We start from the raw sequence: 14,180 nt of genomic DNA, 5'->3' as shown, positions 1-14,180 counted from the left end.
ACACCATTGCGGCGCGACGGGCAGCCCTTGAGGACTTTCGTACCTCTTTGGGGGACGAACGGCCTTGCGAAGCCCCTGGGCCGCTCGGGCGTAAGGTGCCAGTTGTCCGGACCGTCCGCCTACCGCCCCGTTCCTCCGCCCGGATGGATCTTTTCCAGGAGTTACCTAGCGGTAAAGATGACGATTCCCGGCACAGCGGTACACGATGGGAGGCGGTGTGACCCAGGACACGACTCCCCCGACAGTGAAGGAACAGCGTGGCTTCCGCATCCGATCGCAATCCGATCATCATTGGCGGCCTTCCGAGCCAGGTCCCGGACTTCGATCCGGAGGAGACCCGGGAGTGGCTCGACTCCCTGGACGCCGCCGTCGACGAGCGGGGCCGTGAGCGGGCCCGCTACCTGATGCTGCGGCTGATCGAGCGGGCCCGCGAGAAGCGCGTGGCCGTGCCCGAGATGCGCAGCACGGACTACGTGAACACCATCGCGACCAGGGACGAGCCGTTCTTCCCCGGAAACGAGGAGATCGAGCGCAAGGTCCTCAACGCCACCCGCTGGAACGCCGCCGTGATGGTCTCGCGCGCACAGCGCCCCGGCATCGGCGTCGGCGGCCACATCGCCACGTTCGCCTCCTCCGCCTCCCTCTACGACGTGGGCTTCAACCACTTCTTCCGGGGCAAGGACGAGGGCGACGGCGGCGACCAGATCTTCTTCCAGGGGCACGCCTCCCCGGGCATCTACGCCCGCGCCTACCTGCTGGACCGGCTCTCCGAGCAGCAGCTCGACGCGTTCCGCCAGGAGAAGTCGAAGGCCCCGTACGGCCTGTCGAGCTACCCGCACCCGCGCCTGATGCCGGACTTCTGGGAGTTCCCGACGGTCTCGATGGGCCTCGGCCCGCTCGGCGCGATCTACCAGGCCCGGATGAACCGCTACCTGGAGGCGCGCGGGATCGCGGACACCTCCAAGTCACACGTTTGGGCGTACCTCGGCGACGGCGAGATGGACGAGCCGGAGTCGCTCGGCCAGCTGTCGCTCGCCGCCCGCGAGGGCCTGGACAACCTGACCTTCGTGGTCAACTGCAACCTCCAGCGCCTCGACGGCCCGGTCCGCGGCAACGGCAAGATCATCCAGGAGCTGGAGTCGCAGTTCCGCGGGGCCGGCTGGAACGTGATCAAGCTGATCTGGGACCGCTCCTGGGACCCGCTGCTCGCGCAGGACCGCGACGGCACCCTCGTCAACCGGATGAACTCCACCCCGGACGGGCAGTTCCAGACCTACGCCACCGAGACCGGCGCGTACATCCGCGACCACTTCTTCGGCGACGACCAGCGCCTGCGCGCGATGGTCGAGAACATGTCCGACGACCAGATCCTCCACCTGGGCCGCGGCGGGCACGACCACAAGAAGATCTACGCGGCGTACGCGGCGGCCCGCGCCCACAAGGGCCAGCCGACGGTGATCCTCGCGAAGACGGTCAAGGGCTGGACCCTGGGCCCGAACTTCGAGGGCCGCAACGCCACGCACCAGATGAAGAAGCTGACGGTCGACGACCTCAAGCGCTTCCGCGACCGCCTGCACATCCCGATCACGGACGCGCAGCTGGAGGGCGGCGCCCCGCCGTACTACCACCCGGGCCGGGACTCCGAGGAGATCCAGTACATGCACGACCGGCGCAATGCGCTGGGCGGGTACGTACCGACCCGCGTGGTGCGCGCCAAGCCGCTGCAGCTGCCGGACGACAAGACCTACGCGGCCGTCCGCAAGGGCTCGGGCCAGCAGTCGATCGCCACCACCATGGCCTTCGTCCGCCTGCTGAAGGACCTGATGCGGGACAAGGAGATCGGCAAGCGCTTCGTGCTGATCGCCCCGGACGAGTACCGGACCTTCGGCATGGACTCGTTCTTCCCGAGCGCCAAGATCTACAACCCGCTGGGCCAGCAGTACGAGGCCGTCGACCGCGAGCTGCTCCTCGCGTACAAGGAGTCCCCGACCGGCCAGATGCTGCACGACGGCATCTCGGAGGCCGGCTGCACGGCCTCGCTGATCGCGGCGGGCTCGGCGTACGCGACGCACGGCGAGCCGCTGATCCCGGTCTACGTCTTCTACTCGATGTTCGGCTTCCAGCGCACGGGCGACCAGTTCTGGCAGATGGCCGACCAGCTCGCCCGCGGGTTCGTCCTGGGCGCCACGGCGGGCCGGACCACCCTGACGGGCGAGGGCCTCCAGCACGCCGACGGCCACTCCCAGCTGCTGGCCTCCACGAACCCGGGCTGCGTGGCGTACGACCCCGCGTACGGGTACGAGATCGCGCACATCGTCAAGGACGGCCTGCGCCGGATGTACGGTCCGGACGCCGAGGACGTCTTCTACTACCTGACCGTCTACAACGAGCCGATCCAGCACCCGGCCGAGCCGGCGGACGTGGACGTCGAGGGCATCCTCAAGGGCATCCACCGCGTCTCGACGGGCGCCCCCGGCGGCGCCCGGGCGCAGATCATGGCCTCGGGCGTGGCCGTGCCGTGGGCGCTGGAGGCCCAGCGGCTCCTGGCCGAGGAGTGGAACGTCTCCGCGGACGTCTGGTCGGCGACCTCCTGGAACGAGCTGCGCCGCGACGCCGTGGACGCAGAGCGCCACAACCTGCTGCACCCGGAGGAGGAGCAGCGCGTCCCGTACGTGACGCGGAAGCTCTCCGGGGCCGAGGGGCCGTTCGTGGCGGTCTCGGACTGGATGCGGGCGGTACCGGACCAGATCTCGCGCTGGATCCCGGGCCCGTACGCCTCGCTGGGCGCGGACGACTTCGGTTTCGCGGACACGCGCGGCGCGGCCCGCCGGTACTTCCACATCGACGCCCAGTCGGTGGTCCTGGCGGTGCTGACCGAGCTCTCGAAGCAGGGCCGCATCGACCGGTCGGTGCTGAAGCAGGCCATCGACCGCTACCAGCTGCTGGACGTGGCGGCGGCCGACCCGGGCGCCGCGGGCGGCGACGCGTAGCACTCGGACCGCGGCAGGGCCCCGTACTCCCCCGAGGGGGGTGCGGGGCCCTGCCGCGTCACCGTCACAGCCGAGACCCGTCCGCCCGCACGCACCGGGTGTGCCAGTAGGCGGTGACCGGCTCCTCCCCCGGCCGGGCGAGCGTCCCCCGCCGGGCGAGGTGCCCGGCGGGGATCGGCATCGCGCAGCTCGGGCAGTCCCCGGGGGCCGGGGAATAGGTGGCGTACTCGAACGTGTCGTCGTCCCCGGGGTTCGTTCCGTGCGTGGACATGCGCCAGGACTCCTCTCTGTAGCGGTTTCGCTACCAGGAGTTCTCAGCGTGGCCTAGGGTCGGGTTGTCTTCAACCTGCGCACTTTGAACGGATAGTTGGGAGAGCCTCTTGAACCGGAAGGAACTCGACCCCGAGAAATCACCGAGCGCGGCGTTCGGCCTGCGATTGCGCAGCCTGCGGGACGGACGCGGTTGGACGCAGGACGAGTTGGCCGAGCGCATGGGCTGCTCGGCCACGCATATTTCTGCCGTGGAAACCGGCAGGCGACCTCCAACCACCCGTTTCGCAGCAGGTGCTGACAAGGTCTTCGGCACAGGGGACAGGCTCGAACGCCAGAGCCGGGCCGTCAGGCACACGGCTCTGCTCGAAGGGTTCCCGGAGTACGTTGCGCACGAGTCGCGGGCTGCGGAGATCCGGCTCTACGAGGTGGGCGTCATCCCGGGACTGCTGCAAACCCCGGAGTACGCCACAACGCTGGAAGCGGACGCCGTACGTAGAGAGGCCATCACGCCCGAGCAGGCCGAAGAGCGGGTCGCCCTCGTCTCCCAACGGCAGGCGGCGCTCGTCCGCTCGCCCGCACCCCTTCTCTTCGCGGTGCTCGACGAGGGGTGCCTGCTCCGGCCCATGGGTGAACGGGCGGTCATGGAGGCCCAATTCGATCGGTTGCTGGAGTTCGCCGAACGCCCGAACACCGTGCTCCAGGTGGCTCCGTTCCAGATGGGAGCACGCCGCCCGTTCAGCCTGCCCGTGACGGTTCTGACGCTGCCGGACCGGTCGCTGATGTCGTACGCGGAGTCCGCGCAGCGAGGGCACCTGGAGAGGGAAAGTGCCTCGGTGCTTCCCATCCTGACCGCCTACCATCAGCTACAGGCCGAAGCGCTGTCCCAAGCAGCCTCCGTAGCCATGATCGCGCAGTTACGAAAGGGCAGCCCGTGACGACCGAATCCCCCCGTTGGTTCACGTCCTCCTACAGCGGCAACGGCGGCCAGTGCGTCGAGGTCGCCACCAACCTGGCCCGTACCGCCGGCGTCGTACTCGTGCGGGACAGCAAGGTCCCCGCCGGGCCGCGCCTGCGTCTCGCCCCCGCCGCCTTCGACGGGCTCGTCGCGCTCGCCCGGTACGGCGGCTGACGGGCGGGTGCCGCCCCGGCGCCCCCCGGTCGGGGGCGGCGGGGCGGCGCCTACGATGCCCGGATGAAGGTTCAGCCCGCGCGGCTCCGGTGGGAGCGGCGCACCCAGTACCCCCTGTTCGGCTTCGCCGCGGCCTTTGCCGTGGCGTACGCCGTGCCCATCGTCGTGCCGGACGCGAGCCGGGCGGTGCAGGACGCCTGCCTGCTCGTGGAGTGGGTGGTGTGGGGCGCCTTCGCGCTGGACTACCTGGTCCGGCTGATCCTCGCGGAGTCCCGGCTCCGCTTCGTGCGCACGCACTGGCTGGACCTGTGCGCCGTGGCGCTGCCGCTGCTCCAGCCGCTGCGGCTGTTGCGGCTGGTGTCCACCCTGCTGCTGGTCGGCCGGCGGGCCCGGATGGCCTCGCAGATCAACCTCACCGTCTACGTGGCGGGCGCGGTGACGGGCCTGATGATGTTCGGGTCGCTGGCGGTGCTGAGCGTGGAGCGCGAGGCCCCCGACGGGAACATCAAGAACCTCGGGGACGCCGTGTGGTGGTCCTTCACCACCATGACCACCGTCGGGTACGGGGACCACGCGCCGACCACGGGCCTGGGGCGGGTGCTCGCGGTGGGGCTGATGCTCTCCGGGATCGCGCTGCTCGGTGTGGTGACGGCCAATATCGCCGCCTGGTTCATCGCCCGCTTCGAGCGGGACGACCTGGAGGAGCGGCTCCAGACCGCCGCGATCGAGACCCTGACCGAGGAGGTCCGGGCCCTGCGGGCGGAGGTGGCCCGGCTGTCGGGGAACGCCCCCTCCGCGCTCCCCGCGCAGCCTCAGCCCGCCTCCGCCTCGGCCGCCCCCGCGGCCCCGCCGGTCAGTTCTCCCAGATCTTGACCGCGCGGATCCGGTACGGGGACTGGGGCAGCCAGACCCCGTCGCCCGGGTAGGTCTGGAACTCGCCGGTCTCGGCGCAGTCCGCCGACTGGTAGGTGGTCACGGGCCGCCCGGTCCGGTTGGCCAGGGCCTCGGCGCTCTTCCCCGCGGGCAGCGGCGTGCAGCTGTCGACGTCCAGGGTGCTCAGCTCGTACACCTGCCGGCCGCCGGTGAACCCGGGTTTCGCCCAGAGGCACAGGGCGCCCGGCGCGCAGGACGGGAGCGGGGGCGGTGGCGGGGCCGCGTGCGCTCCGGAGGTCGGTACGAAGGCGGTGGCGGCCAGGGCCAGGGCGGCCGCGGCGGTCGGGACGCGGTGGGCCGCGGGACGGCGTACGGCGGTCCGGCGTTCTGCGGTCCGGCGGACGGCGTTCCCGCGGACGGTGGTGCGGTGGGCGGAGATCGTGTTCATCCCGGTCAACTCCTCGTACGGCAGCTCGCCCGCACGGGTGGTCCGGTGGACCGGGGAGCCGTGGGGCTGTGCCGCTGTCCCCACGCTGACCTGCGCCGATGCCCCAGCGGAAGGGCTCGCGGGCGGATCCACCCTGATAGGGGACAGCCCCGCCGGGCGGTCCCGGCGGGGCTGTCGTACGTACGGAATTGACGGGTCCGGCCCGGTTCGGGGCGGTCCCGCGACCGGTCGGGCGGGGTCAGATGTGGCCGCCGGCCCCGGCCCCCGCGGCGGCGTTGGCGCCCCGCTTGGTGAAACAGGCGACGACCGCGGCGAGCACGGCCACCACACCCGAAACGGTGAAGGCGAGGCTCATCCCGGAGACGAACGTGTCGTGGGCGACGGTGGAGATCGCCTGCACCACCTGCTCCGGGGCGCCGGGCGGCACGGGCGCCAGGCCGACCTGCACGCCCTTCTCGGCCAGTTCGAGCTGCTGCGGGTCGAGGGGCGGCAGCTCGGCCGCGGCCCACTTCTCGGGGAAGGTGTCGGAGACCGCTCCGGCCATCACGGCGCCGAGGACGGCCGTGCCGAGGCTGCCGCCGACCTGCATGGCAGCCTGCTGGAGGCCGCCCGCGACCCCGGAGAGCTCCAGCGGGGCGTTGCCGACGATGACCTCGGTGGCGCCGACCATGACGGGGGCGAGTCCGACGCCGAGCAGGGCGAACCACAGGGACATGGTCAGCGTGCCGGTGTCGGGGGTGAGCTGCGCCATCCCGAAGCAGGCGGCCGCGGTGGCGACCATGCCGAGGACCAGCGGGATCCGCGGGCCGACGCGGGTGATGGCGGCGCCGGCCAGCGGGGAGCCGACGATCATCATGCCGGTGAGGGGCAGCAGGTGCAGTCCGCTGTCCACGGGGCTCATGCCGTGCACGTTCTGCAGGTAGAAGGTGACGAAGAACAGCCCGCCCATGAACGAGAAGGCCATCAGCACCATCAGGACCGTACCGGCGGACAGCGGCAGGGAGCGGAACAGGCCGAGCGGGATGAGCGGTTCGGCGACCTTGGTCTCCCAGACGGCGAACAGGACGAAGCAGACGACCGCGCTGCCGAGGAAGAGCAGGGTGCGGCTGTCGCCCCAGCCCCATTCGGCGGCCTTGATGAGGGACCAGACCAGCAGGAACATCGCGCCCGACAGCAGCACGATTCCGGGGAGGTCGAAGGAGCGCGGGGCGTTCTCGGCCCGGTGGTCGACCAGGATCACCATGCCGAAGACCAGGGCGATCAGGCCGACGGGCACGTTGATGAAGAAGACGGACTGCCAGCTGATCTGCTCGACGAGGACGCCGCCGACGATGGGGCCGGCGGCGGTGGAGGCGCCGATGACCATGCCCCAGATGCCGATGGCCATGTTCAGCTTCTCGGCGGGGAAGGTGGCCCGCAGCAGGCCGAGGGCGGCCGGCATGAGGAGGGCCCCGCAGACGCCCTGGAGGACGCGGAAGGCGATGACGAGCTCGACGCTGCCGGACAGGCCGATCGCGGCGGAGGAGGCGGCGAAGCCGGCGATGCCTATGAGGAAGGTCTGCCGGTGGCCGAAGCGGTCGCCCAGCTTGCCCGCGGTGATGAGCGAGACGGCGAGGGCGAGGAGGTAGCCGTTGGTGATCCACTGCACCTCGGCCAGGGTGGCGCCGAGGTCCTTCTGGATGGCGGGGTTGGCGACGGCCACGATGGTGCCGTCGAGGGTGACCATCATGACGCCGATCGCCACGGCGAACAGCGTGAGCCACGGATGGCCGCGCAGCCCGGAGGCCGGCGCGGGAGGACCGGGGGTCTTCGAGGTCGCGACATCCGCGACGGTCGTCTGCCGAGTCATGGCGAAAGGCTAGTGACAGCGACTGACATTTCTCAAACGGACCAATGAGGCAGAAGCTGTCATCCCGGGCGCCGGTAGGGTGAGCCCGCTCACGGGGCGGCCCACCGGCGGGCACGGGGCGGAGAGAGGAGCCACACGGCAGTGATGACGGACGAGCGGACCGGCGGTACGGCCGCGGCCGGCGCGGCGGGCACCCCGGGCGCGGTGCCCGTCCCGCAGGGACTGCGCGAACGCAAGAAGCGCCGGACCCGCGACGCCCTGCTGCGCGCGGCCCTCGAGCTGTTCACGGCCCAGGGGTACGAGCAGACGACGGTCGACGAGATCAGCGAGGCCGTCGAGGTCTCGCAGCGCACCTTCTTCCGCTACTTCGCGAACAAGGAGGAGGTCGCCTTCGCCGTCCAGGACCTCGTGGAGTCGCACTTCCTGGCCGCGCTGCGGGCCCGCCCCGCCGCCGAGAACCCGTTCACCGCCCTGCGCTCCGCGGTCCTCGCCGCCTGGGACACCATTGACGAGGCCATCGGGGACGTGGTCCCGGTGGACCTGCACATGCGGGCGTACCAGGTCATCGAGTCCACCCCGGCACTGATCGCCGTCCACCTGCGCCGCTCCACCGAGCTGGAGGAGGAGATCGCGCGGATCGTCGCCGAGCGCGAGGGCCTCGACCCGGACGCCGACCTGCGGCCGCGGGTCGCGGTCGCCGCCTTCTCGGGGGTGATGCGGGTGACGGGACGGCTGTGGGGGCAGGGCGGGGACGCCAGCGTGGCGGCCATCCGCCGGATCACCGAGGACTGCCTCGACATCCTCTCCCCCGCCCTCGCCGCGGACTGGCGGCCCGCTGCCGGGACCTCCGCCCCGCCCGGCACACACGGAGCGTGACGTTCCGCGCCGGTAGCGCGCCCCCGCGCTCGGAGGATCGCCCGAAAAGGCCCGCTCTCACCCCCACACGGCCGTGACCCCGCTCACCCGGTGTGCCGACCGCCGGACGCGTCTCCTAGGGTGAACGGCAGTGAACCCCTCCGGCACGGCGCACCCCGCGGGCCCCGCCGGCCCCGGCCGGCCCCCGCAGCCCCCCGTCTCCGCCTCCGCCGCCTGGCGCGCCCTCCTCGCGCTCGCGGTGGTGTTCGTCATGCTCACCACCACCGGCTGGACCGCACTGCACCGCCCGGACGAGGACGGCGCACCGCTCGCCGCCGCCCGCGCCCTGTGGGACCGCGGCCGGATCGACGGCCGGGCGCTGCCGCCCTCCGACTCCCCCGCACCGGTGGTCGCCGCCTTCTTCGCCCGGCTCGACCCGGGCGCCCGCGCCCGGCTCACCGAGGCGTACCCGCTGGCCGTCGGGAACCTCACCGGGGCGCCCCCGGCCGTGCGCTACCGCGCCAACCTGCGCGCCCTGCACCAGGCCCGCCGGGCGGAGCTGGCCCGCGCGCGCGACTTCCGGCTGGCCCCCGCCGCCCGCGAGGAGGCCACCCGCCGCGCCCACCGCTTCGCCTCCCTGGCCGCGCCCGGCCGGCAGGTGCTCGCCTTCGACCCCACCGGCGCCGGGCGGGTCGCGGAGGTCTTCGGCGACCTCGACCGCGCCGAGCGGGTCTCGGTGGTCGTCCCGGGCGTGGACACCGACCTGCTGACCTTCGAGCGGACCGCGCGCCGCTACTCCGCCCCCGTGGGCATGGCCGCGTCCCTGTACGGGGCCGAGCGGGCGGCCGCGCCCCGCGTGCGCACGGCCGTCATCGCCTGGGCCGACTACACGGCCCCGGCCGGGGTCGGGGTGGACGCGGCCACGGGCCGGCTGGCGGTCGAGGGCGCGCAGCGGCTCGAAGCCCTGGTGGGGGCCCTGCCGGGGCGCTCCCCGGTGGCGCTGTTCTGCCACAGCTACGGCTCCGTGGTGTGCGGGGTCGCGGCCCGCAGGCTGCCGCAGCGGGTCACGGACCTGGCGGTGGCGGGCAGTCCCGGGATGCGGGCGCCCAATGCCGCGGCGCTGGGCGGCTCCGCCCGCATCTGGGCGATGCGCGACCGCGGGGACTGGATCGCCGACGTGCCGTACCTGGAGTTCGCGGGGGTGGGCCACGGGGCGGACCCGGTGGACCCGGCCTTCGGGGCGCGGCTGCTGTCCGCGGAGGGGGCGCGGGGCCACACGGGGTACTTCGAACCCGGGACGGTGGCCGTCGACAACCTCGCGCGAATCGGAACCGGCTCATTCGCTTCGGCCGTCTGTATCCAGGACGACGGGGCCTGTCTCCATGGAATTTCCGGCGGAGAAGCGCACTGACACGCGTAGATCCAGGAGAATCCCCTCCGTCAGCGAGGGGGACGCGGGGGAGGGAGGCCGCTTACGATGAGCCGCATGGGTGAAGTACTGGCCGGAAATCATGCCGTGTGGGAGTTTCACTCGGATTCGGTGCTCATCCGTTTCGAACGGGGGATCCGCACACCGCGGCTGTGGAACGCGCTGGGCCAACGGCGCATTCCGTACAGCGCGTTGACCGCTGTGGCGCTCACTCCGGGGAAACGGGACACCGTCGTGCTCCACGCCGTGCCGCGGCGCGGCGCCGACCCCCTGATGGAGGCCGCCGCCGGACAGCTGCGCGAGATCTGCGACCCGTACCGGCTGGTGCTGCCCGCCGACCGGGCCGCGGCCGCCGCGGGATACGCCGGGGAGCTGCGCGCCGCGCTGGGACCGGAGGCCGCCGAGCCGGCGGCCCGGTTCCTGGTGCCCGCGCCCGAGCCGACCCCGGCGGCGCCGCTGCAGTTCAAGGGGTACGACGCGAAGGCCGTGTTCGACGGCTCGCGGGTCAGCCTGCGCTGGTCGCGGACGGGCGCGTCGAGCAGCAAGTGGAAGGCGGGCGACCAGCACTTCGGGCTCGACGAGCTGTGCGGGGTGCAGTGGCGCACGCCGGAGTCGGCCGGCGGCCACCTCAGACTCGTGGCGCGCGGGGCGGAGGGCGCGGGCGGCGCCGGGGGCGCGGACGGTACGGCCGCGGGGGCCGTACCTCCGGACCAGGACCCGGCGGCCGTGCTGTTCGCCCTCGGGTACGGCTCGGTGCACGAGTCGCTGCCGTTCGCCGCGGCCGTGCTGCGCGCCGTCCGGGGCCGCGGGCCGGCCCTGCCGGTGGCGGCCGTGCCCCCGGCCCGCCGCGACCCGGCCGATATCGCCGAGCGGATCCGGCACCTGGGCGAGCTGCACGGGGCGGGCCTGCTGACGGACACGGAGTTCAGCGCGAAGAAGGCCGAGCTCCTGGCCGAGCTGTAGGCCGGGCTGTAGGCCGGGCCGCGGGCCGCGCCTGCCGGATCCCGGCGGACCGGGCCGGGCCCGGGGGCGGCCCGGCCCGGGTGCCGGCCGAGGAAGTAGGCTCGGCGGCATGGAGAGCCTGCGGATCATCGAGAACTGGCCGGTGCCGACCGCCGCTGCGGCCGTCGTGCGGGCCGACGGGAGCCTCGCCGGGAGCCACGGGCCGACCGGGCACCGCTTCCCGCTGGCCTCCGTCACCAAGCCGCTCGCCGCGTACGCCGTGCTGGTCGCGTACGAGGAGGGGGCCGTCGAACTCGACGAGCCGGCCGGCCCCGAGGGCTCGACCGTGCGGCACCTGCTCGCCCACACCAGCGGGCTCGCCTTCGACGAGCACCGGGTGATGGCCCCGCCCGGGGAGCGGCGGCTGTACTCGAACGCGGGCTTCGAGGTGCTCGGCGACCACCTGACCAAGGCCACCGACATCCCCTTCGCGGAGTACCTGCGCCAGGCGGTGCTGGAGCCCCTCGGCATGGCCGCGACCTCGCTGGACGGCTCGCCCGCGAAGGACGGCGTCTCCACCGTCGAGGACCTGGCCCGGTTCGCCGCCGAGCTCCAGGCCCCGCGGCTGCTGGACCCGCGCACGCTCGCGGAGGCCACTTCCGTGGTGCACCCGGGGCTCAAGGGGGTCCTGCCGGGGTACGGGCACCAGGTGCCCAACGACTGGGGACTGGGCGTCGAGATCCGCGACGGCAAGAGCCCGCACTGGACGGGCTCGGGCTCCTCGCCGCGCACCTTCGGGCACTTCGGCCAGTCCGGGACCTTCCTCTGGGTGGACCCGGAGGCGGGGGCCGCCTGCGTGGCGCTGACGGACCGGGCGTTCGGCCCGTGGGCGGTGGAGGTTTGGCCGCAGTTCACCGACGCGGTGCTCGCCGAGCTCGCCGCGGCCCGCTGAGATGTAGATCACATCACACCTCCTGATGAACTGTCCGCTACAGGCGGTTCATCCCGCTTGCCTGGCTCAAATCGATCGGTAGATTCCGTTTCTCAATCCACCAGGGACACGGAGACCACCGGTGCGCACGCGCAGAATCTGGGTGACGGCCGCGACCGTCACCGCCGGCATCGTCGGAGCCTTCGCCTTCCAGGGGGTGACGGGGCTCGACGTGACCGGGGTGCTCGACGGCTCCGGCGCCCGTACGGACGAGAAGCCGCCGGGCGTGGTCTCCGGACCCGTGGTCTCCAAGGTCCGCACGGCCGCCCTGGAGACCTCCGGGACCAGCGCCTCGTACAAGGACGAGGGCACCCGGCGGTTCAGCATGCTCGCGGTCTCCTGGAACGACCCCGCCCGCCGGGTGGACGGCGAGATCGAGGTGCGCACCCGCTCCACCCGCACCGGCGAGTGGTCCTCCTGGCTGGGTCTGGGCTCCGAGGGCCAGTCCTTCGCCGACGGCCGGTCCCGGACCGGCCTGCGCGGGGTCTCCGAACCCGCCTGGACCGGCCCCTCCGACGGGGTCGAGGTCCGCGTCGCGGGCGGCTCCGCCCTCCCGGCCGGGCTGCGCCTCGACATGGTCGACCCCGGCACCTCCCGGGTGCTGAGCGCAGGCCCCGCGGCCTTCTCCGTAGACACGGCGACCGCCACCGCCTCCCCGGAGGCCACGCCCCCGCAGGCCACCGACCCGGCCGCGACCGCTCCGGCCGGGGAGCCCACCCCGCCCGCGGGCACCGCGACGACCCCGGCGGCCGACCCGAGCCCCTCGGCCACCGCCACGGCGGCCACCGCCTCCCCCTCGGCCACGGCACCCGCCACCCCGACCCCCACCGCGCCCACCTCCCCGCCGCCCACCGCCCCGGTCTCCACCGTGCCGCAGCCGCCCGTCGTCGCCCGCGCCCAGTGGGGGGCCGACGAGAGCCTGAACGACGAGGCCCCCGGATACGGCAAGGAGGTCAAGGCGGTCTTCGTCCACCACACCGCGCAGAACAACGCGTACGACTGCACCGACTCCGCGGCGATCATGCGCGGCCTGCACACCCTCCACGTGAAGTCGAACGGCTGGAAGGACATCGGCTACAACTTCGTCGTGGACAAGTGCGGCACCGTCTTCGAGGGCCGCAAGGGCGGCACCGGGCTGCCCGTCACCGGCGCGCACACCCTGGGCTGGAACACCGACACCGCGGGCATCGCCGTGATCGGCAGCTACACCCAGGAGGACGCCTCCGCCGCCGCCAAGACGGCGGTGGCCCGGGTCGCCGCGTGGAAGCTCGGCCAGTACAGGTACGACCCCCAGAGCACCGTGTCGATGACCGCCGCGGTCAACAACGGCAAGTACACCGCCGGCCAGAGCGCCACCTTCCAGCGGGTCTCCGGCCACCGCGACGGCTACGCCACCGAATGCCCCGGCACCCTGCTGTACGGCCAACTGCCCGCGGTCCGCGCCTGGGCGGGCGGCCCGGTCGCCGGACTGACCGTCAAGTCCGTGACGGGAGCAGGGCTTTCGGCCTCGAAGTACTGGACCAAGGGCAGGGTCACCGTGGGCTGGACCAGCACCACCCCCGCCTCGCTGATCGCGAAGCACGAGCTGCTCGTCGACGGCAAGTCCGTTGCCGCCACGGCCGGTTCGGCCACCTCCGCGGCCGCCGACCTGGCCCTGGGCAGCCACCAGGTGCAGGTCCGCGCCACCCACCAGTCCGGGAGGACGAGCATGTCCCCCGCGGTCACCGTGGTCGCCGAGACCACCGCGCCCACCTTCACCGCGAAGCCCTCGCTGACCCTGCGCACCGGCACGGTGAACACCGCCGCCGTCCCCGTCACCCTGTCCTGGAAGGCCGCCGACACCGGCGCGCTGAAGGAGGTCCGGCTGACCGCGCCCGCGGCCGGGACCTTCGCGGCGACCACCGCGAGCAGCCCCCAGACCGCCAAGTCCGGCACGGCCTCCGTCTGGAGCATGACGGCCGCCGACCACGCCGGGAACACCGCCACCGCCACGGGCACCGCCACCCCGGTGGTGCTCCAGGAGACGGCGGCGGCGCGGACCGGCACGTGGACCAGCCGCACCTCCACCAGCTACCTCGGCGGCGCCTCGCTCTCCAGCGGAACCGCCGGCTCCAGCCTGACCTGGACCTTCACCGGCCGCTCGGTGGCCTGGACGGTCTCCCGCGCCTCCGGTTCGGGCCAGGCGCACGTCTACGTGGACGGGGTGAAGACCGCCACCGTCGACCTCAAGTCCGCCACCACGAAGTACCGGGACGCGATCTTCACCAAGTCCTGGGCGACGAGCGGCACGCACAAGCTGAAGATCGTCGTGGTCGGCACCGCCGGCCGCCCGACCCTCACCACGGACGGCATCGTCTACCTCAAGTAGCCCGGGAGCCGTTCCCCGCCCGGCCCGCCGCCC

Annotated in this window: 12 protein-coding genes; 9 read left to right on the top strand and 3 right to left on the bottom strand. The window is 73.0% G+C overall.

From position 1 onward, the window contains the following. Positions 1-257 precede the first annotated feature (257 nt). A complete protein-coding gene (gene aceE, locus ACZ7JZ_RS03700) occupies positions 258-2,990 on the top strand; it encodes a pyruvate dehydrogenase (acetyl-transferring), homodimeric type (RefSeq protein WP_470932796.1) in 2,733 nt (910 codons plus the stop codon). A gap of 64 nt (positions 2,991-3,054) precedes the next feature. Here the strand turns inward: aceE and ACZ7JZ_RS03695 are convergent, their stop codons facing one another. After that, positions 3,055-3,261 (bottom strand): hypothetical protein, encoded by a 207-nt coding sequence (locus ACZ7JZ_RS03695; RefSeq protein ID WP_470932794.1) that lies wholly within the window; start codon positions 3,259-3,261, stop codon positions 3,055-3,057. 109 nt (positions 3,262-3,370) lie between these two features. Here ACZ7JZ_RS03695 and ACZ7JZ_RS03690 point away from each other — a divergent pair, with 109 nt between their 5' ends. From ACZ7JZ_RS03690 to ACZ7JZ_RS03680, 3 genes are all read left to right on the top strand, one after another. Further along, positions 3,371-4,198 carry a helix-turn-helix domain-containing protein gene (locus ACZ7JZ_RS03690; RefSeq protein WP_470932792.1) on the top strand — a complete coding sequence of 276 codons (828 nt, stop codon included), beginning with the start codon at positions 3,371-3,373 and terminating at the stop codon, positions 4,196-4,198. Next, entirely contained in the window at positions 4,195-4,392 is a 198-nt protein-coding gene (locus ACZ7JZ_RS03685; protein ID WP_470932790.1) for a DUF397 domain-containing protein, read from the top strand. Before ACZ7JZ_RS03690 ends, ACZ7JZ_RS03685 begins: the two co-directional genes overlap by 4 nt. Positions 4,393-4,455: 63 nt before the next feature. Further along, on the top strand, positions 4,456-5,265 hold the full coding sequence (locus ACZ7JZ_RS03680; RefSeq protein ID WP_470932788.1) for a potassium channel family protein: 810 nt from the start codon (positions 4,456-4,458) through the stop codon (positions 5,263-5,265). On the opposite strand, the gene ACZ7JZ_RS03675 is transcribed toward ACZ7JZ_RS03680, so the two are convergent. Both ACZ7JZ_RS03675 and ACZ7JZ_RS03670 read right to left on the bottom strand, forming a co-directional pair. Then, positions 5,246-5,713, bottom strand: coding sequence for a peptidase inhibitor family I36 protein (locus ACZ7JZ_RS03675; RefSeq protein ID WP_470932786.1), 468 nt, complete (start codon positions 5,711-5,713; stop codon positions 5,246-5,248). The two genes, ACZ7JZ_RS03680 and ACZ7JZ_RS03675, sit on opposite strands and share 20 nt — an antisense overlap. A gap of 238 nt (positions 5,714-5,951) precedes the next feature. Further along, a complete protein-coding gene (locus tag ACZ7JZ_RS03670) occupies positions 5,952-7,562 on the bottom strand; it encodes an MFS transporter (protein ID WP_470932784.1) in 1,611 nt (536 codons plus the stop codon). Positions 7,563-7,706: 144 nt separating this feature from the next. Here ACZ7JZ_RS03670 and ACZ7JZ_RS03665 point away from each other — a divergent pair, with 144 nt between their 5' ends. The 5 genes from ACZ7JZ_RS03665 (at position 7,707) to ACZ7JZ_RS03645 (ending at position 14,147) form a co-directional block, all read left to right on the top strand. Beyond that, positions 7,707-8,438: a TetR family transcriptional regulator gene (locus tag ACZ7JZ_RS03665; RefSeq protein WP_470932782.1), complete on the top strand. Its 732-nt coding sequence runs from the start codon at positions 7,707-7,709 to the stop codon at positions 8,436-8,438. A gap of 250 nt (positions 8,439-8,688) precedes the next feature. Further along, positions 8,689-9,828, top strand: coding sequence for an alpha/beta hydrolase (locus tag ACZ7JZ_RS03660; RefSeq protein WP_470933380.1), 1,140 nt, complete (start codon positions 8,689-8,691; stop codon positions 9,826-9,828). Positions 9,829-9,903: 75 nt separating this feature from the next. Continuing rightward, a complete protein-coding gene (locus tag ACZ7JZ_RS03655; protein WP_470932780.1) occupies positions 9,904-10,809 on the top strand; it encodes a DUF4429 domain-containing protein in 906 nt (301 codons plus the stop codon). Positions 10,810-10,918: 109 nt separating this feature from the next. Continuing rightward, entirely contained in the window at positions 10,919-11,740 is an 822-nt protein-coding gene (locus tag ACZ7JZ_RS03650) for a serine hydrolase domain-containing protein (protein WP_470932778.1), read from the top strand. A gap of 121 nt (positions 11,741-11,861) precedes the next feature. Then, entirely contained in the window at positions 11,862-14,147 is a 2,286-nt protein-coding gene (locus ACZ7JZ_RS03645; protein ID WP_470932776.1) for a peptidoglycan recognition protein family protein, read from the top strand. Positions 14,148-14,180 lie beyond the last annotated feature (33 nt).

It is taken from the genome of Streptomyces sp. NPDC038213, assembly GCF_055600495.1.
Note: the sequence above shows the minus strand (reverse complement) of the source record. Positions and strands in the feature narration are given on the sequence as shown.